The sequence below is a fragment of the Viscerimonas tarda genome, assembly GCF_054601255.1.
The window spans coordinates 66947-87451 of the sequence record NZ_BAAHWV010000002.1 but is presented as its reverse complement, the minus strand read 5'-3'; the positions used below and the strand labels follow the sequence as shown (position 1 = coordinate 87451).

At 43.4% G+C, this 20505-nt stretch carries 16 protein-coding genes; 10 read left to right on the top strand and 6 right to left on the bottom strand.

The window, feature by feature from the left end:
- Positions 1 to 3 precede the first annotated feature (3 nt).
- Positions 4 to 1023: a GNAT family N-acetyltransferase gene (locus ACYPWY_RS01185; protein ID WP_459683495.1), complete on the top strand. Its 1020-nt coding sequence runs from the start codon at positions 4 to 6 to the stop codon at positions 1021 to 1023.
- Positions 1020 to 1487 carry a methylated-DNA--[protein]-cysteine S-methyltransferase gene (locus ACYPWY_RS01180; protein ID WP_459683493.1) on the top strand — a complete coding sequence of 156 codons (468 nt, stop codon included), beginning with the start codon at positions 1020 to 1022 and terminating at the stop codon, positions 1485 to 1487. Before ACYPWY_RS01185 ends, ACYPWY_RS01180 begins: the two co-directional genes overlap by 4 nt.
- Positions 1488 to 1548: 61 nt before the next feature.
- Here ACYPWY_RS01180 and ACYPWY_RS01175 read toward each other — a convergent pair whose 3' ends face one another.
- Complete coding sequence (locus ACYPWY_RS01175) at positions 1549 to 1746, bottom strand: hypothetical protein (protein ID WP_459683492.1); 198 nt, start codon at positions 1744 to 1746, stop codon at positions 1549 to 1551.
- 101 nt (positions 1747 to 1847) lie between these two features.
- Between ACYPWY_RS01175 and ACYPWY_RS01170 the strand changes: the two genes are divergently transcribed.
- The 7 genes from ACYPWY_RS01170 to ACYPWY_RS01140 all read left to right on the top strand — a co-directional run bounded on the left by ACYPWY_RS01170 (position 1848) and on the right by ACYPWY_RS01140 (position 13437).
- Positions 1848 to 2540 (top strand): NUDIX hydrolase, encoded by a 693-nt coding sequence (locus ACYPWY_RS01170; protein WP_459683491.1) that lies wholly within the window; start codon positions 1848 to 1850, stop codon positions 2538 to 2540.
- 394 nt (positions 2541 to 2934) lie between these two features.
- On the top strand, positions 2935 to 3618 hold the full coding sequence (locus ACYPWY_RS01165) for an L-ribulose-5-phosphate 4-epimerase (protein ID WP_459683490.1): 684 nt from the start codon (positions 2935 to 2937) through the stop codon (positions 3616 to 3618).
- Between the two features lie 85 nt (positions 3619 to 3703).
- Positions 3704 to 5206 carry an L-arabinose isomerase gene (gene araA, locus ACYPWY_RS01160; protein WP_459683489.1) on the top strand — a complete coding sequence of 501 codons (1503 nt, stop codon included), beginning with the start codon at positions 3704 to 3706 and terminating at the stop codon, positions 5204 to 5206.
- A complete protein-coding gene (locus tag ACYPWY_RS01155) occupies positions 5203 to 6876 on the top strand; it encodes a ribulokinase (protein ID WP_459683487.1) in 1674 nt (557 codons plus the stop codon). Before araA ends, ACYPWY_RS01155 begins: the two co-directional genes overlap by 4 nt.
- A 20-nt stretch (positions 6877 to 6896) precedes the next feature.
- On the top strand, positions 6897 to 8579 hold the full coding sequence (locus ACYPWY_RS01150) for a sodium:solute symporter (RefSeq protein WP_459683485.1): 1683 nt from the start codon (positions 6897 to 6899) through the stop codon (positions 8577 to 8579).
- 560 nt (positions 8580 to 9139) lie between these two features.
- On the top strand, positions 9140 to 11518 hold the full coding sequence (locus ACYPWY_RS01145; protein WP_459683614.1) for a glycoside hydrolase family 3 N-terminal domain-containing protein: 2379 nt from the start codon (positions 9140 to 9142) through the stop codon (positions 11516 to 11518).
- A 107-nt stretch (positions 11519 to 11625) separates the two neighbouring features.
- Positions 11626 to 13437, top strand: coding sequence for a DUF4139 domain-containing protein (locus ACYPWY_RS01140; protein ID WP_459683484.1), 1812 nt, complete (start codon positions 11626 to 11628; stop codon positions 13435 to 13437).
- 91 nt (positions 13438 to 13528) lie between these two features.
- Here the strand turns inward: ACYPWY_RS01140 and ACYPWY_RS01135 are convergent, their stop codons facing one another.
- The 4 genes from ACYPWY_RS01135 to ACYPWY_RS01120 form a co-directional block, all read right to left on the bottom strand.
- Positions 13529 to 14728 carry a DNA methyltransferase gene (locus ACYPWY_RS01135; RefSeq protein WP_459683483.1) on the bottom strand — a complete coding sequence of 400 codons (1200 nt, stop codon included), beginning with the start codon at positions 14726 to 14728 and terminating at the stop codon, positions 13529 to 13531.
- Positions 14718 to 15353, bottom strand: coding sequence for an ApaLI family restriction endonuclease (locus tag ACYPWY_RS01130; RefSeq protein WP_459683481.1), 636 nt, complete (start codon positions 15351 to 15353; stop codon positions 14718 to 14720). The genes ACYPWY_RS01135 and ACYPWY_RS01130 overlap by 11 nt, the downstream gene beginning before the upstream one ends.
- A gap of 200 nt (positions 15354 to 15553) precedes the next feature.
- A complete protein-coding gene (locus tag ACYPWY_RS01125) occupies positions 15554 to 16072 on the bottom strand; it encodes an RNA polymerase sigma factor (protein WP_459683613.1) in 519 nt (172 codons plus the stop codon).
- Positions 16073 to 16376: 304 nt separating this feature from the next.
- Positions 16377 to 18173 carry a DEAD/DEAH box helicase gene (locus ACYPWY_RS01120; protein WP_459683479.1) on the bottom strand — a complete coding sequence of 599 codons (1797 nt, stop codon included), beginning with the start codon at positions 18171 to 18173 and terminating at the stop codon, positions 16377 to 16379.
- Between the two features lie 358 nt (positions 18174 to 18531).
- Between ACYPWY_RS01120 and rpsO the strand changes: the two genes are divergently transcribed.
- Positions 18532 to 18801, top strand: coding sequence for a 30S ribosomal protein S15 (gene rpsO / locus ACYPWY_RS01115; RefSeq protein ID WP_459683478.1), 270 nt, complete (start codon positions 18532 to 18534; stop codon positions 18799 to 18801).
- Between the two features lie 305 nt (positions 18802 to 19106).
- Here rpsO and ACYPWY_RS01110 read toward each other — a convergent pair whose 3' ends face one another.
- Positions 19107 to 20489: an alpha-d-galacturonidase gene (locus ACYPWY_RS01110; RefSeq protein WP_459683476.1), complete on the bottom strand. Its 1383-nt coding sequence runs from the start codon at positions 20487 to 20489 to the stop codon at positions 19107 to 19109.
- Positions 20490 to 20505: the final 16 nt, after the last annotated feature.

The window sequence follows — 20505 nt, the reverse complement described above, 5'->3', positions numbered from 1 at the left end:
TATATGGAAAATATAATTCCTCCCGTAGATAAGCGATTGATAAAGGCCGAGTTATCGAAGGACAAGTTCCTGCGAAACACCAACAAGGCCAATAACGAAATCTACATTATTACGCACCACAATTCGCCGAATATTATGCGCGAAATAGGCCGGTTGAGGGAAATCGCTTTTCGTTATTATGGCGGAGGCACAGGGCTCTCGATCGACATAGACGAGTTTGATACGATGGACAATCCCTACAAACAATTGATTGTCTGGAACCCCGAATCGGAAGAAATTCTGGGCGGCTACCGGTTTATTTGCGGGCCGGATATTAAATTCGACCCACAGGGCGAACCTATTTTGGCAACCTCCCATCTATTCCATTTCTCGAAAAAGTTTATAGACGAGTACCTCCCCTGTACGTTTGAATTGGGGCGCTCGTTTGTATCGCTCGAGTACCAGACTACCCGGGCAGGGACAAAAGGCATATTTGCGCTGGACAACCTGTGGGACGGGCTGGGCGCACTGTCTGTCGCCGACCCGTCGATGAAATATTTCTTCGGCAAAATGACCATGTTCGACACTTACAACACCGAAGCGAGGGACATGATTCTGTACTTCATGAAAAAACATTTCCCCGACCCCGACAAGCTTATCTGGCCGAAGCAATCGGTTAAAATCAACGCCTCGGACGATGTACTGGCCACGATGTTTTATGCCGATAACATAAAAACGAATTACCGGATACTGAACTCAGCCGTCCGCCGATTGGGCATTAATATTCCTCCGCTGATGAATGCGTATATGGGACTTTCGCCACACATGAAGGTATTCGGCACTGCGGTGAACGAGGAATTTGGCAGCGTGGAAGAAACCGGAATACTGATAAAAGTGGATGAAATTCTCGAAGAAAAGAAAAAGCGACATATCGAATCGTACATTTTAGATAAACCCTCCAAGCGTTTTCTGAGAAGATTGCGCCAAATGGTGAACTGGAGTTGGCGACCGGCGCAAAAATCACCTAAAAAAGGAAAAATATGAATCTCAGTTATTACAATTCTCCGGTTGGTCTTCTTGAGATTGCCGAGACAGACGGTTACATTACAGGTCTGAGTATTGTTCTTCCAGCAGAAAAGAAGGAAGAAAAAACAAGCCCTGTACTTTTGGAAGCACAGAAACAGTTGGACGAATATTTTTCGGGCAAACGCTTTGAATTTGATTTGCCCCTGAAACAAACAGGCACCGCCTTCCAACAAAAAGCATGGGAGTATCTTCTGACTATTCCTTACGGGCAAACGGTTTCGTACAAAAACGAGGCGGAAGCGATAGGCTCGGCTGATGCCTGCCGCGCGGCAGGTTCGGCCAACGGGAAGAACAATATAGCCATTATCGTTCCTTGCCACAGGGTCGTCAATACCGGTAACAAATTGGGCGGATATGCCTACGGATTGGATGTGAAGCAGCGATTGCTTGATATGGAAAAGAAGTTTGCCGGGGCCAAATAATACCGCTGAATTTTTGTATCGGCCAAATGTACCAGGGCAAACGCATGAAAAATTTTACTGCTTATGCCTTTCGGTAAAGTTGCTGACATGAGCAGGAGATTCCTCCCTTTGGTCGGAATGACTGTCTCCTTTTTGGGAAGAGGAGAGTAGGAAGCGGCGGCTTCGCCGCCGCTTCCTCATCCTTTAAACCACTAACAGGCGAGTCATTCCGACCAAAGGGAGGAATCTCATTCGTAATAGTGGTACTAAATTTTTTCATGCGTTTGCCCTGCCAAATGTACCCAAATTAGATTTTTATATGTAATTTTGTGCGACTATACATATAATGTGTACTAGTCTTCAAATTATTGAGCAAAAAAAATGACGCCATATTTCTATCAGGAACAAGAAAAATTTTACCTGTCGGTCGATTGCCTTATACTCGGTTTTAGAGACGATAAACTCTATTTATTAATTACCAAGCGAATTTTTGAACCCCTTAAAGGACAAGATTCGTTGATGGGCGGATTTATTCGTGTGGATGAAAACATAGATGAGGCAGCGACCCGCGTATTATCCGAATACACCGGCATAGAAAATATATACATGGAGCAGGTAGGCGCCTACGGAGAAGTGGGTCGCGATATAGGAGAGCGGGTGATTTCCATCGCCTATTATGCCTTGATAGACATGCAAACCTTTGATGATGAGCTGTGTGAAACACACAATGCGCGTTGGGTTGAATTGGAAAAAGTAAACGAACTTGTTTTTGACCACAACCGCATTCTGAGCGATACACTCAACATTCTGAAAAAGAAAGCTGCCACCCAACCGGTCGGCTTCAATCTTCTACCCGAAAAATTCACGCTTCCACAACTGCAAACCTTGTACGAAGCCATTTATCAGCGGCCTTTGGATAAACGGAATTTCAGAAAAAGAATTCTGGAAATGGATATTCTCAAGAAACACGCCGATAAAGATAAGTCCAGCTCGAAAAGAGGAGCGTATTATTATTCATTCGATCAAGAGAAATATGGTCTTCTTTTGAAGAAAGGGTATTTTTTTTCGTTGTAATCCAAAATTTCAGGTTAAGGCAGTATCTAGGCAAACGCATGAAAAAAGTCCGAATAGGCTAAGGCTGAAAGCCTTTAAGCAATAGCATAGGGCAGTACCCTTGTTCATAGACGTGGCGCGCCACGTCTCTACTGATTCTTTTGTCATTGCGGGCCCCCGACCCGCAATTGGAGCGGAGCGTAAATCGGCCTTAGTCAATCTCCTGAAAATCATTGCACGTTTACTCAGGAGATCCCGTGTCAGGCACGGGATGACAGACTTTTGACACATCCCCCCACATCAAATCTTGAACTTTTTTTCGAGATATGTTTTATAACATACGAAATATAAGTGTATATCTCTACACTTATTATTAATATTGCAGATGAAAACATTTTTAGAATCTGAATAGCGTATGTTGGAAGCATTGAAAAAAGAAGTCTTTGATGCCAATATCAATTTGGTGAAGCATGGTCTGGTTATTTTTACCTGGGGCAATGTCAGCGCCATCGACAAGTCTTCGGGACTGGTGGTCATCAAACCATCGGGGGTTTCTTACGATGTGATGAAGCCCGAAGATATGGTGGTAGTGGACATCGAAGGCCAAGTTGTCGAAGGGCGGCTGAAGCCATCGTCTGATACGCCTACACATCTTGTATTGTATAAATCTTTTCCCGAAACAGGCGGGATAGCACACACCCACTCTACTTATGCAACAGCCTGGGCGCAAGCCGGTTGCGACATTCCGAATATAGGAACAACACACGCCGATTACTTCAAAGACGCTGTGCCCTGTACCCGTTTTATGACGCCCGAAGAAGTGGAAGGCAATTACGAACAGGAAACAGGCAAGGTCATTGTTGAACGGTTCAGGGACATAAACGAAAATTATACTCCTGCCGTGCTGGTGAACAATCACGGACCTTTTAGCTGGGGCAAAGATGCACATAATGCCGTGCATAACGCGGTTGTGCTGGAACAAATAGCAAAAATGGCCTATATCTCATTCAATATAAATTCCGGTTTGAAGATGAACGAAGAACTGATTAAAAAGCACTTCTTCCGAAAACACGGGCCGGGCGCATATTATGGACAATGAGCCCCTCTAACCTCCCCGTAGGGGAGGCTTAAAATCCTCCCTACGGGGGGCGGAAGGGCTAGTTATAACTTAAAAAATAAATATCATGGATTTTAAAGAATTAGAAGTTTGGTTCGTAACAGGAGCACAACTTTTGTATGGTGGAGATGCTGTTGTTGCAGTCGATTCTCACTCTGCCGAAATAGTAAAGGGCTTGAATAATTCGGGAACTCTCCCTGTAAAAGTTGTTTACAAGGGAACCGTTAATTCAGCTGTTGAGGTTTCAAAAACCTTTTCCGATGCTAATAACGATACTCGATGCATCGGTGTTATTACCTGGATGCATACTTTCTCGCCTGCCAAAATGTGGATACATGGCCTGAAAAATTTCCAAAAACCTTTACTGCATCTTCACACGCAGTTTAATAAGGAAATTCCATGGAGCGAAATTGATATGGATTTTATGAATCTGAATCAATCGGCTCATGGCGACCGTGAATTTGGGCATATCGTAAGCCGTTTGCGCAAAAACAGAAAAGTGGTTGTCGGCTATTGGAAAGACCAGGCTACTCACGAAAAAATTGCCGGTTGGATGCGGGTAGCTGCCGCCTGGGCCGATGCACAGGATATGCGTATCATCCGTTTCGGCGACAATATGAATAATGTTGCCGTAACCGATGGCGATAAAGTGGAAGCCGAAATCCGGTTGGGCTATCATGTGGACAATGCACCAATTGCCAAATTAGCGCCATTTGTTGAGGCCGTTACCGAAGCAGAAATTGATGCCCTGATTGCCGAGTACGAAAAACTGTACGATTTTGCCGATAATTGCAAAAAGGGACAGGAAAAACACCAATATGTGCGCGATGCTGCCGCTCAGGAAATCGGTTTGCGCCGTTTCTTGGAAGAAAAAGGAGCGAAAGCATTTACCACCAGTTTCGACGAACTGGAAGGCATGAAGCAACTCATGGGATTGGCATCGCAACGGCTGATGGCGGAAGGCTATGGCTTTGGAGCCGAGGGCGACTGGAAAACAGCTGCCTTGGTACGCACCATGTGGGTAATGGGACAAGGCTTAGTCGGCGGACAATCCTTCCTCGAAGACTATACCTTGAATTTTGATGGAGCCAACAGCGCGATTCTTCAAGCGCACATGTTGGAAATCAACCCCGAAATAGCCGCTAAAAAACCGCGCATCGAAGTGCATTTTCTGGGTATCGGCGATTCGGGAACTTGCGCCCGCTTGGTATTTCAGGCTCACACCGGCGAAGGCGTTGCCGCCACTATCGTGGATATGGGAAACCGTTTCCGCATGATAGTCAACAAGGTGGACGTCATCGAGCCCAAAGCCTTGCCGAAATTACCGGTCGCTTGTGCTTTATGGAAGCCTCAACCCAATCTGGAAATTGGCGCAGGAGCCTGGATTCTGGCCGGAGGAACACACCACTCCAGTTTTTCTTACTCGCTGACTGTTGAAAATCTGGAAGATTATGCCGAAATTGCGGGCATCGAACTCGTAACTATCGACAACGATACAACTTTCAATAAATTCAAATTTGAATTAAAAGTGAACGAGGTGTATTACCTGCTTAATAAGGCCTTGCAATGAAATATACAATAGGACTGGATTATGGTTCGGATTCGTGCCGGGCTGTTATTGTTGAAGTAGAAACAGGAAAAGAGATTGCTTCGTCGGTGAAGTACTACAAGCGTTGGAAAGAAGGGAAATATTGCGTTCCGGCCAAGAACCAGTACCGGCAGCACCCCCTCGATTATGTTGAAGCGCTCGAAGAATCGGTGAAAGAAGCCTTGGCTAAAGCGCCGCAGGACATAGCCGGAAAGGTGGTGGGCATATCGTTCGATACCACCGGCAGTACGCCTGTATTGATAAATGAGGAGGGGCAACCCCTGGCTTTAATGCCCGAGTTTGCCGAAAATCCGAACGCCATGTTTGTTCTCTGGAAAGATCATACGGCCGTAGAAGAGGCTGCCAGAATAAATAAACTGGCCAAAAGCTGGGAGATTGATTACACAGCCTACGAGGGCGGTATCTATTCCAGCGAATGGGTATGGGCAAAAATAGCGCATGTGCTCAAAGAAGACGAAACAATCCGACAGGATGCCTACAGCTGGATAGAGCATTGCGACTGGATGCCGGCCTTGATTACCGGTAAAACAAAACCCGCCGAAATTATCAGAGGTCGCTGCGCCGCCGGACACAAAGCCATGTGGCTGAAAGAATGGGGCGGACTTCCCTCCGAAGAGTTTCTGGTGGCCATAGAGCCTTTGTTGAAAGGATTCCGCGAACGGCTTTTTGACGACACTTATACCAGCGACGTGAAAGTTGGCAATTTAACGCCGGAATGGGCCAAGCGCCTGGGTTTAACAACCAATGTGGCTGTGGGCGTAGGCGCTTTCGATTGCCACATGGGCGCTGTTGGAGCCGAAATTGGCCCCAAAGCTTTTGTGCGTGTTATCGGAACGTCCACCTGCGATATTATGGTGGCGCCTTACAAAGATATGGAGGGCAAACTCGTACCCGGCATCTGCGGACAAGTTGACGGTTCGGTTATTCCCGGCATGATAGGCTTAGAAGCCGGACAATCGGGTTTTGGCGACATTTATGCCTGGTTTAAGTCGGTGATAGCCTGGCCTGTCGAAAATATTATCAGGGAATCGTTGCTGATTGATGGCGAAACAAAAGAAAAACTGATAGAAGAAACGCTCGATAAAATTATTCCGGTTTTGTCTAAAGAAGCGATGCTTATTCCGGTATCCGAAAGTGGAATTCTGGCTGTCGATTGGATGAATGGCCGCCGTACGCCCGATGCCAATCAACTGGTGAAAGGTACAATAAGCGGATTAAATCTGGCAAGCTCTGCGCCGCTTATTTTCAAGGCGCTGGTCGAAGCTACGGCTTTCGGTTCAAAAGCGATTATCGACCGTTTTATCGAAAATGGAATTGAAATAGACACCGTAATCGGTATCGGGGGAATCTCCCTGAAATCGCCTTTTGTGATGCAAACCTTAGCCGATGTGTTGGGTATGCCGATAAAAGTAGCCAAAGCCGAACAGGCCTGCGCTTTTGGGGCAGCCATGTTTGCAGCAGTTGTCGCCGGAGTATATCCCGATATTGAGACCGCTCAGCAAAAAATGGGACTAGGCTTCGCTTTCGAGTACTTTCCTGATAAGGAAAATCACAAAACCTATATGGCTTTGTATGAAAGGTACCTGAAATTAGGACGATTTACAGAGCGTGAATTATTTAATAAATTATAAACTTATAACCTTATATTGTTATGGCGTTGTTAGATTGGATTGTAATTAGTATATTTGCACTGTTGCTTGTTGCGATCGTCATTTGGGTGTTTAAGCAAAAGCAAGATAGTTCGGGTGATTATTTTTTAGCAGGAAGAGATGCGACATGGCTCGCTATTGGCGCTTCGATTTTCGCTTCTAACATTGGATCCGAGCATTTAATTGGTCTCGCAGGAGCAGGGGCTTCGAGTGGGATGGCGATGGCTCATTGGGAAATTCAAGGTTGGATGATCTTGATTTTGGGGTGGGTATTTGTACCTTTTTATTCGAGAAGTATGGTGTTGACCATGCCCGAATTTTTGGAAAGAAGATACAATAAGGAGTCGAGAACTATACTTTCGGTTATTTCGTTGGTTAGTTATGTACTCACCAAAGTTGCAGTAACCGTGTATGCGGGAGGTCTTGTATTTAAAGAGGTGTTTGGTATCGACCAAATGTTTGGTATTGATTTCTTCTGGATTGCCGCAATAGGCTTAGTGTTAATCACGGCGCTTTATACGGTGATAGGAGGAATGAAATCGGTTCTTTACACATCGGTGTTACAAACGCCGATATTGTTGTTAGGATCAATAATAATCTTGGTACTTGGTCTTCAGGCTGTTGGAGGATGGGATGCTGTACTTGAGGCAACACGTGCAACACCTGTAAACGAATACGGGGATAGCATGACAAATCTGATAAGGAGCAATAGTGATGAAAACTTCCCTTGGTTGGGAGTACTGATAGGTTCATCTATTATCGGATTTTGGTATTGGTGTACCGACCAGTATATTGTGCAGCGGGTTTTGTCGGGAAGAGATGAAAAGCAAGCCCGTAGAGGTACAATATTCGGAGCCTACCTAAAGCTAACGCCTGTGTTTCTGTTCCTTATCCCGGGTATGATTGCCTTTGCAATGATGAAAAATGGAGTTGTTGTTAATGGGGAAGTTTTCACAATGTCGTCCGCCGATGCAGCATTTCCAACATTAGTTGCAAAATTATTGCCCGCAGGTGTCAAAGGTTTGGTAGTTTGTGGTATCTTAGCAGCCTTAATGAGTTCTTTAGCATCATTGTTTAATTCGTCGGCCATGTTATTTACCATTGACTTCTATAAAAGAGTCAAGCCACAGGCCTCAGAAAAGACATTATTGCAAGTCGGCAGGTTAGCAACTGTTGTAATTGTGATACTCGGTATTCTCTGGATTCCTGTGATGAAAAGTGTAGGGTCGGTGCTTTATAACTATTTGCAAGATGTTCAATCGGTTCTTGCTCCCGGTATTGCCGCGGCATTCCTGTTGGGAATTCTATCGAAAAGGATTACACCCAAGGGAGGTATGTGGGGATTAATATCCGGTTTTATTATCGGTATTACACGTTTGGGAGCAAAAGTATATTATACGTCCGAAGCCGGATTAACAAGTGGAGACAACTGGTTCAAGTATTTGTTCTATGATGTCAACTGGTTATTCTTCTGTGGAGGAATGTTTTTAGTTTGTATTATTGTGATTATGCTGGTAAGTAAATTTACAAAAGCAGCGCCGGCGGCACAAATACAAGGACTTACATTTGGTTCGGTTGATCCGGAGCAAAAAGCGCAAACCCGCGCGAGCTGGGATAAGTGGGATATTATTCACACTACTATTATCTTGGCCATCACCGCGGCGTTTTATATTTATTTCTGGTGAAATCCCAGAGGATTGTTTATTAGCTAGGAAAAGGATGGGCTGTGAAGCTCGTCCTTTTTGTTTGTATCAGGTTGTGAAAAAACAGGCTCACCAGTAAAACTCTGTGTTTAGTCCCGCAGGGGACGTCACTTTATTAACCGTATGCTTTAGCTTACGGATTGACAGACAACACAGTAGCCTAAGCCCCGCATGGGGCGACACTTGATAGCGTGTCCAAGTGTCGTCCCTGCGGGACTTGCTTGCAGGAGGCGATTGTCTATCCGTAAGCTAAAGCATACGGTTAATAAAGTACCGTCCCCTGCGGGACTAAATGCAAATTATGGCAATTTATATATCAATTCATAAAATTATTTGCGATAATTCGCATAATCCGCGTAATTTGCGTTTTTTCTGTGTTCGGATATTCCCCTCCTCATTTTCGGTATGTTCCTTAAAAAACAATTAAAATCGGTTTATTCCCAACTTTTAATTCCCAATTAATATAAATTTAATACGCCTATTAAGATTGAAAAACTACCTTTGGACAAAAAAATAAACTAACTAACTATTCTGATAACATGATGTTGAAATCGAAAGCCAGTTTTATTCTCTGCTTGCTTGTTTCCTGGGGAAGCATTCAGCCGGTAGTGTCGCAAAATAAAAATTCAATCTATAAAAAAGGATGGATTGACTTTAATAAAAACGGCGTAAAAGACGTTTACGAAGACCCTGCCGCTCCATTGGAAACACGTGTTCAAGACCTTCTGTCGCAAATGTCGATGGATGAAAAAACCTGCCAGATGGCAACCCTTTACGGTTCGGGGAGGGTGTTGACCGATGCGCTTCCTACGCCTGAATGGAAAAATGAAATATGGAAAGACGGAATCGCCAATATCGACGAACAAGCCAACGGATTGGGTAATTTTAAGTCGGAATTGTCGTTCCCTTACACAAACAGTATTGAAAACCGGCAAGCTATCCAACGCTGGTTTGTAGAATCTACACGCCTGGGCATTCCGGTCGATTACACCAATGAAGGTATTCGCGGGTTGTGCCACGACCGGGCGACCATGTTTCCGGCACAGTGCGGACAAGGGGCAACCTGGGACAAAGGACTTATCCGCCAAATAGCAACTGTTACGGCTGCCGAAGCAAACGCTTTGGGCTACACCAATATCTATTCTCCCATACTCGATATTGCCCAGGACCCTCGCTGGGGCCGGGTGGTTGAATCTTACGGCGAAGACCCTTATCTGGCGGGAGAATTAGGAAAACAAATGATTACCGGATTGCAGGAAAACGGCTTAATTTCGACGCCAAAGCATTTTGCCGTATATAGCATTCCCGTGGGTGGACGCGATGCCGGAACGCGAACCGATCCGCATGTTGCGCCCCGCGAGATGCGCACATTATACATGGAGCCCTTCCGAAAAGCTTTTCAGGAGGCAGGCGCTTTGGGTGTGATGAGTTCTTACAACGATTATGACGGGGAACCCATTACCGGCAGTTATTACTTCCTGACCGAGATATTGCGCCGTCAGTTTGGTTTTAAAGGTTATGTTGTATCCGATAGCGAGGCAGTTGAATTTTTGAAGTCGAAACACCGGGTTGCTTCGAGCGATGAGGATGTGGCGGCTCAGGTAATTAATGCCGGACTGAACGTGCGGACTAATTTTTCGCTGCCTCACAATTTTATCTTGCCCCTCCGCAAAGCCATTGAAGAAGGGAAAATAGCGCAGAAAACAATTGACGAACGGGTTTCGGATGTGCTGAGAATAAAGTTCGGACTGGGACTTTTCGATAATCCGTATAAAGGAGACCTGAAGGCAGTAAACAATATTGTGCATAGTAAATCGCATCAGGATTTATCGTTGAAGGCTGCTTTGGAGTCGCTGGTACTGCTTAAAAACGAGGGCAATCTGCTTCCGCTATCCAAGGGCCTGAAAAAAGTGGCTGTTATAGGTCCTAATGCCGATGAAGTAAAGAACCTTATTTGCCGCTACGGACCGGCCAATGCCCCCATACAAACTGTTTACAGCGGAATTAAAGCCTATTTGCCGACTGCCGATGTGCAATATGCCAAGGGCTGTGATATAATAGACAAGTACTTCCCCGAGAGCGAACTGTATGATGTAGCCCTGGATAACGAAGAAAAACAGTCGATAGACGAAGCGGTGGCGCTGGCAAAAACATCGGACGTAGCAATTTTAGTCTTAGGCGGAAATGAATTGACGGTGCGTGAAGAATATTCGCGTACAAACCTCGATTTGCCCGGAAGACAGCAAAAACTGCTGGAGGCCGTTTATGAAACAGGCAAACCGGTTGTGCTGGTCTTGATTGACGGTCGCGCCTCAACCATCAACTGGGCGAATAAATACATTAAAGCCATCGTACACGGCTGGTTCCCTGGCGAATTTATGGGCAAGGCGGTAGCTCAAACGCTGTTCGGCGATAACAATCCGGGTGGAAAACTGGCTGTAACTTTCCCCAAATCGGTAGGGCAAATACCTTTTGCGTTCCCATTCAAACCGGGCTCGGACTCCAAGGGGCATGTTCGTGTTAACGGGGTGCTGTATCCTTTTGGTTACGGCCTGAGCTACACCACTTTTGCTTACAGCAACCTGAAAATAGAGAATCCTGAAATAGGGGTACAAGGCTCGGTTAATCTTAGCTGCAAAGTGAAGAATACGGGAAAAATTGCCGGAGATGAAGTTGTTCAACTCTACCTGCACGACGATATTAGTTCGGTTACCACCTACGTGAAAGTTCTTCGTGGGTTTGAGCGGGTTCACCTGTTGCCGGGAGAAGAAAAAACCGTAGAATTTGTACTTACTCCTCAGGAACTGGGCTTGTGGAACAAAAACAATCAGTTTGTTGTTGAACCGGGCACATTCTCGGTGATGGTGGGCAGCTCGTCCGAAGATATACGGTTGAACGGAGCCTTTGAAGTCGTTAATTAAAAGTTCAAAGTTTCAGGTTCAAGGTTTGAGACTTTGAACTTTGAACCTTGAACCTGAAACTTTGAACATTAAACACTTGAAATACGTTTATTTAATAAATTACTATTATGAAATTAAAAATCGTTCTTTTAACCGTATCGGCAAGTCTGCTGATTTCGTTGAATGTATTTTCGGAAAAAAAGACGGTAAAGTCGTCTTTGCAAACAGCAACCGTCTTTTTTCAGGGAGCCGAGTTGACTCATAAAGCATCGTCGGCTTTGCTCAAAGGCGAAAACGAGATACAGATAGAGGGCCTGAGCCCCAATATCGACCGGAACAGCCTGAAAATAAATGCGACTGGTGGAGCTATCATCACTTCATACGAGTATTCTATTGACCACCTGAATCCTCAAGCGGGTTCGGCAACCGAGAAGAAACTTCGGGATTCGATAAGCATATACCAAAAGCAAATTAAGACTGCGGAAGTAAAACTGAAAACGAACGAAGACCTGTTGGGACTTTTGCAAGCCAATAAGAGTATTGCCGGCGCCCAAACCGGATTAAGTGTTGCAGAACTGGTGAAAATGATGGATTATTACCAATCGAAATCCATTGAGTTGCAAAACGAAAAGCGGTCGTTGGAAGAAATACAGGAAAAATCCGAAGAACGCATCTATGTGTTGCAAGATCAACTGAATCAGGAATCGGTGAAAAATATCAAAACATCGGGGGTATTAAAGTTGAGCTTGACTTCGCCAACGAATGTTTCGTCCGACTTCACAATAAGCTACTATACGACAGCTTCGGGATGGACGCCCTATTACGACATAAATGTGATGGGGATAGGTAACCCAATCAAAATAGCCTCCAAAGCCAAAGTGAAACAAACAACCGGAATGGACTGGGACAAAGTGAAACTCACGCTCTCAACTTCGGCGCCGAGTAAAGGGAAAATAGCGCCTTTATTCAATGCCTGGTTTTTGGCCTTTCAGGAAAACTATCTTTACAACAGAAAGATGGGCAACGCTCTTGTTGCTCAAAATAAGATGTCGTATGATGCGAATGCTTTGGCCGAGGTAGTTGTTAGCCCGAAGATGATGGTTCGTGAAGCTGCCTCAGCAGCCGAAAGCGGTCAGCCATTGATTATTGTTGATGGAAAAGTCGTTACGCAAGAAGAGCGGGAAAATATTGACCCGAATATGATAAAGAACGTGGAAGTGGTGAATGGTGCGGATGCCACATCATTGTATGGCTCCCGAGCAACAAACGGGGTTATCCTCATCACACTGAAAAACAGTATGGGGGACTTTGTTTCCCAAGAAGAGAACCAACTAAATAAGACGTACAGCATCGCATTGCCCTATACCATCGAAGGAAACGGAAAAGAGCAAAGCATTGACTTGCAAACATTGGATGTGCCTGCCAAATTTAGCTATTACTCGGCTCCAAAGCTTGACGGAGAAACTTTCCTGGTGGCCGAAATAAGCAATTGGGAGCAACTGGGCTTGCTGACCGGAAATGCCAATATAACCTACGACGGGACTTATGTAGGCAAGACATTGATAGATGTAAATTCTACGCTCGAAAAATTAGCCCTTACCTTGGGAACAGACAAGCGGGTAACGGTGAAACGCGAGAAACTGCAGGACTTCAGCAGCAAGAAATTCCTGGGGAACGATACCAAGCAGGAGTTCGTTTATCAGTTGACCGTAAAAAACAACCAGAATCAAGCGATAAAGATGATTCTGAAAGACCAGTATCCGCTTTCGACGCAGAAAGAAATAGAAGTTGAGATACTGAAAGAAACAACGGCAACAACCCACCGAAACGAAGAAGTAGGTGTGCTGGTGTGGGAATTTGAACTGAAACCGGGCGAAACCCGCACATTCAAAACCGCCTACAGCGTGAAATATCCGAAAGACAAGACTTTGAATTTGTAGGGAGGGGAGATTGAAATAGTAAAAACACAAACCGGTGCGAATTGCAGATTCGCACCGGTTGTGTTTTATAAAAATGGGTAATGAGGGCTTGTTAAGAAGTTGCTAAAAATCTTTTATGAAGGTTTTTAACCTGTAATTCAAGCGATTTTATTATTACAACATTTGTTTGTAAGTAGAAAAGACGGCTAACATTCGTTTCTTTTGTTTGAACGACTATCTTCATCGCATAATCTTTATTAATAGAAGCTTTTTCCAGTTTCTCAATGGCATCTTCAAGGCTTTCGTATTTGCCTTGAATTTTTACAGGAACAGGCATTCCATCACAATGCTCTTTCAAAAAGCCATCAATACCGGCATTTCGTTGAACGGGAAAAGCATTCATATTTTGAAGTATTGCAAGTTCCTTCTCCGATTTTTCAATATACTCGCCTATCCCTTTATTTAACAAATTAGATTCCGACACAATCATCTCTTTAAGTCGAATTTCGGCCAGTTCCACTGCATCTTTAGAAATGTCGATACCAATGTAATTCCGCTTTAAATAGTTGGCCGATACACATGTAGTTCCACTTCCACAAAAAGGGTCTAACACCAAGTCCCCTTCATTTGTCGCAATGTTTATGATTTGATTTATTAATAAAACGGGCTTTTGTGTCGGATAGCCAATACGTTCTCTGGCTTTTGGATTCAAATAGGGAATTTCCCATACATCGGAGAGGGGTACTCCTTTTTTCTCTTTCCCCCATATTATATTGCCATTTTCATCTCTTTTATAAACCGATTTACCATTCTCATCGCGTTCCCTATCCTGTAATATTTGGTCAATATTTGTCGTTACGGAATAATCTGTATAAAGCTTGTTAAACCTAAAATCTGCTGTTTTTGAGTAAAATAGAATAACCTGATGAGCGTTTAAAAGACCTTTCTTTGAATTAGACCAGCGTTTATAATACCAAATTATCTCACTCTGAAAATTTTCTTTTCCAAATACGCTGTCTAAAACTATTCTAATATGGTGAGAAGCCGTTTTGTCGCAATGTAAAAAGACGCTTCCGGTATCCTTTAATACCCTTTTACTCTGTTCGAGAACATTTTCGATGAGTGATAGGTAGTCTTCCAAAGAGCTATACTTATCATCAAATTCGTAGGTCTTAGAATTGTCTTTATTATTTAAAGTATGCTTGCGTTGAGTAAAAAATGGCGGATCAAAATAAATTAAATCAACCCTATCACTTTCTATTTCTTTAAGTTTTTCAACGCAATCGCCATGAATAATTTTATTAATTTCCATCCTTAGGTGTCCTTTCGTTTGCAATATCCGTTAAAATCGCTTTTAAGTCAATTCCTGTGTATCTATGTAAATATTCCCAAGTTTCATCTCCGCCATAATATTCTCCACCTGCACCTGCATAAAGTGTCTTTAATGTTTCTTGAATCCGAATAGCTTGTGCTCTTTGAGGATAATAGAACATAACCCGAATGGGTTTATATCCCTGTGCCCGAATCACTTGAACCCTGGTGTGTTCTTTTGTAATATGATCGCCATCGGTTGTTGCATCTCTCCACTTAACCTCTAGTGCATCATGGTCATTAAGAAAATCAATTTCAAACGTTTTGGGCTTTTGTCCATTTGTATTTTCAATCTTAGTCTTAACTCCCTCCGGAAATTTGTAATTAAGACACAGCGTTGCAGCTTCTTCCAAAAATGAACCGGCATATTTATAAAGAAATCGTCCTGTATTTTGGTACTCATCAATAAGCATTCCTTCGTGGGTTGTAATTCCGAATACCCTATAGATTAGATAATGAGAATTATCGTCAGCCTTCATTTCTTCTTTCCGTGCATCAATCTTCTCTTTGAGATTTGCAGAATAAACTTCAGCCAACAAGCTTATTTTTTGTTTTAATTCTTCCATTCCAAATTTGTTTGAATACAGGTTACTAAATTACTGAATTTTGTTGATATTCATTAGTTGTTGCAAAATAAAACACGACTAGCTACTAATTTTATTCGAAGCAGCCTATTTCAATACGTTCATAAAAACGGAAAAACACCAAAAAAACCGCATCTGAAAATCATTCAAATGCGGTTTTTCCATATTATATATATGTGTATTTATCCTCTGTCCTGATACTTGTAATCGTTCAGCATTTCCTGCAATCTTTTTCTGGCAAAGAAAATCCGGCTTTTTACTGTTCCTATGGGTAGCTCGAGTTTTTGCGCTATTTCTTCGTACTTGAAGCCTGCTACGTGCATCGAAAACGGCGTTTTGTACTCGTCGCTAAAGCTGTTTATGGCTTTATTTATCTCGGCAACGGTATAGGCGCCTTCCGGTGTATCGAAGCCCGAATCCTGAGGCAAATTAAGGTGATAGAGATTTTCTGTTTGATCTACCATTGTTTGAATGCGCACAATCCGCCTGTAGTTGTTCACAAATATGTTGTGCATAATGGTGAACACCCAGCCTTTGAAATTTACGTTTTCGTAATATTTCTCCTTGTTATCCAGCGCGCGCAGCGTGGTTTCCTGTAACAGATCCTTCGCTTCTTCTCTGTTTGTTGTGAGGGTAAGAGCAAAATTCAACATGTTGTTTTGCAAGTCCACCAACTTATCTTCAAAACTGTTTGGTTTAATTGTTCTCATAACACTTAATTTTATTCTTAGTTTACTGTTTATCAACAGTATATAAAGCATTTCTCTTTCACAAAGATATAATCTTTTTTATTAAACATCCAAGATAAATTCTTTTTTTATAGATTTATTAGATGAATATATTTTAAATATAAGCATAAAACTGGAAATCAACTATTTATATCACCCGCTTTTAGTGTAAATTAGTGATAAATAATATCTATTGGTATCTTTTTAGTTAAAATACAGTTAAAAAAAGGGACTATTTTGATTATATAGCCCCTCAATTATCAGTTGAAATTTTTATTTACCGTTTGCGTGGTTTTCTGTTTTTGGAGTAATTATCTCTTGGTGCGTTATTTCGGGGATAAGAACCTTTACGCTCCGGGTAACCACCCTGTCTTTCGTCTTTTGCCTGAGACAGTTCCACGGAAATTTTACGTCCGTTGTACTCCTTGTTTTTTAATGCGCCAACCACTTTTGAGGCATCTCTTTCGGGCACCTCGAAGAAAGAGAAGTTTGGCAACAGGTCGATGCGGCCAATTCTGACCTTGCTGTCGATAAAGTCGTTAATAAAGCCCATCAAGGTAGCCGGATTTATGCCATCTGTCCGTCCGATGTTGATAAACAAGCGCGAGTAACCTTTTTCGGCCACGCGTGCAGGCGAATTTCTTCTGTCGCCTCTGTCCCGGTCGGGGCGGCCGCCTCTATCGCTTCTGTCCCGGTCGCCGCCTCTCGCCGATTTTCGATCGTCGCCGTAGCGGGAGGAGAAAGATGAAACGGTTTCAATATCCTGAGCATCCTGATAGTACTCTATCAAGCGGTTTAATTCGAGCGAAACAATGCGCTTTACAATGTCTTCCTTTTCGAGCCATTCCAAACGGCGATAGACTCCCGGCAACAAGCGAGCGATTTCTTCCTCGTTAACCTTCACTTTTTCCAGTTTATCGACGAAGTTGAACAATTGTTTTTCGCAAATAACATCACCATCGGGAATTGTGCCTTCTTCAAACTTTTTATTTATCGTTTTCTCAATTTCCCTGACTTTGCTTTTTTCCTTCACATGCACAATGGCAATGGAAACCCCTGTTTTGCCGGCACGTCCTGTACGTCCGCTGCGATGGGTATAAGATTCTATATCGTCGGGCAAGCCATAGTTTATAATGTGTGTAAGGCTATCTACGTCCAATCCACGGGCGGCAACGTCTGTTGCAACGAGCAACTGCAAGGCATGGCTGCGGAATTTCTGCATCACATAATCGCGCTGCGATTGCGATAAATCGCCGTGCAACGAGTCGGCATTGTATCCGTCCTGTATCAGCTTATCGGCAATTTCCTGCGTTTCGCGGCGGGTGCGGCAAAAAATGATACCATATATATTGGGATAATAATCGGCAATGCGCTTCAAGGCCAGGTATTTGTCTTTTGCATGTACCATATAATACACATGCTTCACATTTTCGGAGCCTTCGTTTTTACGACCAATCGTAATTTCTTTGGGAGACTCCATGTATTTTTTGGTGATTTTTGCAATCTCCTTGGGCATGGTTGCCGAAAACAAAAGCATCGAACGCGTATCGGGAACTTTCTTCAATATTTCGTCAATGCTGTCGGTAAAGCCCATGTTCAGCATTTCGTCGGCTTCGTCGAGCACAACATATTTTACGGTGGCCAAATCAACGGTTCGGCGGTTGATGAGGTCAATCAAACGACCCGGAGTAGCTACAATAATCTGAACGCCTCTTTTCAGGGCTTTTATCTGGCTTTCGATGCTCGAACCGCCATAAACCGGCAACACGCGCAGGCCATCAACATATTTTGAGTAATCGGCCAAATCGCCGGCAATTTGCAAACACAGTTCGCGGGTAGGAGCAAGGATAAGCGCTTGAGGCGCGTTTTTCTTCACGTCAATTTTCTGGATAACAGGCAAACCGAAGGCGGCTGTTTTCCCTGTCCCTGTTTGGGCTAATGCAATAATATCGCGGATTTCACTCAGCAAGTAAGGGATTACTTCTTCTTGTACGGGCATCGGATTTTCATAGCCCATCTCTTGTATTGCCTGAAGGATATTCGTGGCAACACCTAATTCTTCAAATGTCTTCATTTATAATTTTAATGATGTTTAAATGGCAATTATTTTCCTCTTTGCCAAACATACGACTCCGAAGAAGAGAGAAAAACAATAAGCCCGAATTTTTTTCAGAAACCGTTTCTATTTATTCGGCTTCTTCGCTTTACTTCGACTAAAGCATTGTATATCATTCTATTCTGAATTAGTAAAGTTGTTCTATTCAATAAATTAATGAACGCCGGAACAAGCCTTTACACAGGGTAAAACGAAAAACCGGACAAAGGTAATGATTTTATGTCAAAAATCTAATTAAATACCACATAACTTTTGGTAATCAAAAAAATAAGACATACCTTTGCCCCTCAATTTTTAATTTTAAAATAAAAAGTTTATGTATTTAGACGCTGCTAAGAAACAGGAAATCTTTGCAAAACACGGAAAGTCTAACACTGATACTGGCTCACCAGAAGCTCAGATTGCTTTGTTTTCGTACCGTATTTCGCATTTGACTGAACATTTGAAGTCAAACAAAAAAGATTATAACACTGAAAGATCGCTTAAAATGTTGGTTGGTAAACGTCGCCGTTTACTCGATTACCTTATTGATATTGACATCGAAAGGTATCGCGCCATCATTAAAGAGTTGGGTATCAGAAAATAATTCCGATACCAAAGCCAACGAAAAAGAAAAGGTGTTGTTCATTGCGAGCAACACCTTTTCAATTTTTTTGAAGTAGGGGCGGGTTTAAAAGGCTCATGCCGGAAATATGTGTTTAGTCCCGCAGGGACGACACTTGGACACGCTATCAAGTGTCGCCCCTGCGGGGCTTAGGCTACCGCACTGTCTGTCAATCCGTAGGCTGAAGCATACGGTTAATAAAGTGTCGTCCCTGCGGGACTAAACACAGCGTATTATTTGCGAAAATCTGCGTAATTTGCGTTCTTATATTTCGTGTCGAAGCCCCACTATTTTGCAGCTTCAAATTCCTGATAAGATACGTTTTCTTCCGTAATATTCAGAACGTTGAGTACCCTGTTTATAAACCCGGTTACTTTTCCTACGCTAACATTCTCTATTTTCACATTCCTGACCGACAATCTCACATCGCCTTTCAAATCATAGATGGCTTCTGCCGATTCACAAGTAACGTTTTTCAGGTATATGCCATTGATGCGTGTGATACGCGTTTCGTACGTGGGGACAAGGTCTTTCCATTGGTAAAGAACATCCGTGTCTATTTCCAGTACACGTTGCGTACGGCCTGTTTTCACATTCTCCATGTAGATATTTTCGATGAATCCGCCTCTGCGATGGTTTGTTTTTATAAAGTAGAGACGGTGTACAGCATTAGGAGCAACACAGTCGTGCATATAAATATTGCGAATACCACCCGAAATCTCACTGCCGATACCCAACAAGGTATGCCCTTCAAGAATGGTACAATTGCGAACAACAATATTTTCGCAAGGAGTATTCAGCCTCCAGGCATCACGGTTTCGCCCCGCCTTGATAACCACCGCATCGTCTCCCTGATCAAAAGTGCAATTTTCGACCAGAAAATTACGGCTCATCTCAAAGTCTATGCCATCGTTGTTGTGTCCGTGCGCTCTTACATCCAGATTGCGCGCAAGGCCGTTGTTACACATATAAAGGTGTATTGTCCAGAATGGGCTTTCTCTAATTTTGAAGCCGTCGAGCAATACATTATTGCAGCGGTTGAAATGTATCAGGTGTGGGCGCAGGTTATTATTGCCTTTTGCCATTTGACGTTGCTCCACGGCTATGTCGGTGGATGCCATCGTATAAAGTTCTTTCAATGCATCCAAATGAGCTTGAGGGCGGGCGAACCATTTTTTCCAAGTCCCCATATTGGGATTTAACGTACCTTTGCCTGTAATTGCCACATTTTCGCATTCAAAAGCGTATAGCAGAGGCGAATAATTGTAGCATTCCATCCCTTCCCAGGATGTCGTTACGGCAGGTAAATAATCTTCAGGATTATCGGAGAAACGAAGCACGGCGCCTTCTTCCAAATGAAGATTCACATTGCTTCGGAAGTGTATTGGCCCTGTAAACCAAGTACCTGCCGGTATAACTACCCGTCCGCCTCCGGCTTTGTTGCAGGCCGCAATAGCCTTAGCAATGGCTTGCGTATTTTTTATTGTTCCGCCTTCAACAGCGCCGTAATTCCTAATCGAAAAATCTTTGTTGGGATATACAAACACGTTTATCTCGTCCATCTTGAATGGAGCATCCACCCTGATTGTTTCGTATTTACTTGCAGGATAGGCGAATGATGCCGTGAACACACAAACAACTATCGCTGTAATCCATTTTTCTAATTTCATATTTCTTTGTTCTTGT

Coding starts and splice junctions, on each gene's coding strand:
- ACYPWY_RS01185 (WP_459683495.1), top strand. CDS start 4: ATGGAAAATATAATTCCTCCCGTAGATAAGCGATTGATAAAGGCCGAG.
- ACYPWY_RS01180 (WP_459683493.1), top strand. CDS start 1,020: ATGAATCTCAGTTATTACAATTCTCCGGTTGGTCTTCTTGAGATTGCC.
- ACYPWY_RS01175 (WP_459683492.1), bottom strand. CDS start 1,746: ATGAAAAAATTTAGTACCACTATTACGAATGAGATTCCTCCCTTTGGT.
- ACYPWY_RS01170 (WP_459683491.1), top strand. CDS start 1,848: ATGACGCCATATTTCTATCAGGAACAAGAAAAATTTTACCTGTCGGTC.
- ACYPWY_RS01165 (WP_459683490.1), top strand. CDS start 2,935: ATGTTGGAAGCATTGAAAAAAGAAGTCTTTGATGCCAATATCAATTTG.
- araA (WP_459683489.1), top strand. CDS start 3,704: ATGGATTTTAAAGAATTAGAAGTTTGGTTCGTAACAGGAGCACAACTT.
- ACYPWY_RS01155 (WP_459683487.1), top strand. CDS start 5,203: ATGAAATATACAATAGGACTGGATTATGGTTCGGATTCGTGCCGGGCT.
- ACYPWY_RS01150 (WP_459683485.1), top strand. CDS start 6,897: ATGGCGTTGTTAGATTGGATTGTAATTAGTATATTTGCACTGTTGCTT.
- ACYPWY_RS01145 (WP_459683614.1), top strand. CDS start 9,140: ATGTTGAAATCGAAAGCCAGTTTTATTCTCTGCTTGCTTGTTTCCTGG.
- ACYPWY_RS01140 (WP_459683484.1), top strand. CDS start 11,626: ATGAAATTAAAAATCGTTCTTTTAACCGTATCGGCAAGTCTGCTGATT.
- ACYPWY_RS01135 (WP_459683483.1), bottom strand. CDS start 14,728: ATGGAAATTAATAAAATTATTCATGGCGATTGCGTTGAAAAACTTAAA.
- ACYPWY_RS01130 (WP_459683481.1), bottom strand. CDS start 15,353: ATGGAAGAATTAAAACAAAAAATAAGCTTGTTGGCTGAAGTTTATTCT.
- ACYPWY_RS01120 (WP_459683479.1), bottom strand. CDS start 18,173: ATGAAGACATTTGAAGAATTAGGTGTTGCCACGAATATCCTTCAGGCA.
- rpsO (WP_459683478.1), top strand. CDS start 18,532: ATGTATTTAGACGCTGCTAAGAAACAGGAAATCTTTGCAAAACACGGA.
- ACYPWY_RS01110 (WP_459683476.1), bottom strand. CDS start 20,489: ATGAAATTAGAAAAATGGATTACAGCGATAGTTGTTTGTGTGTTCACG.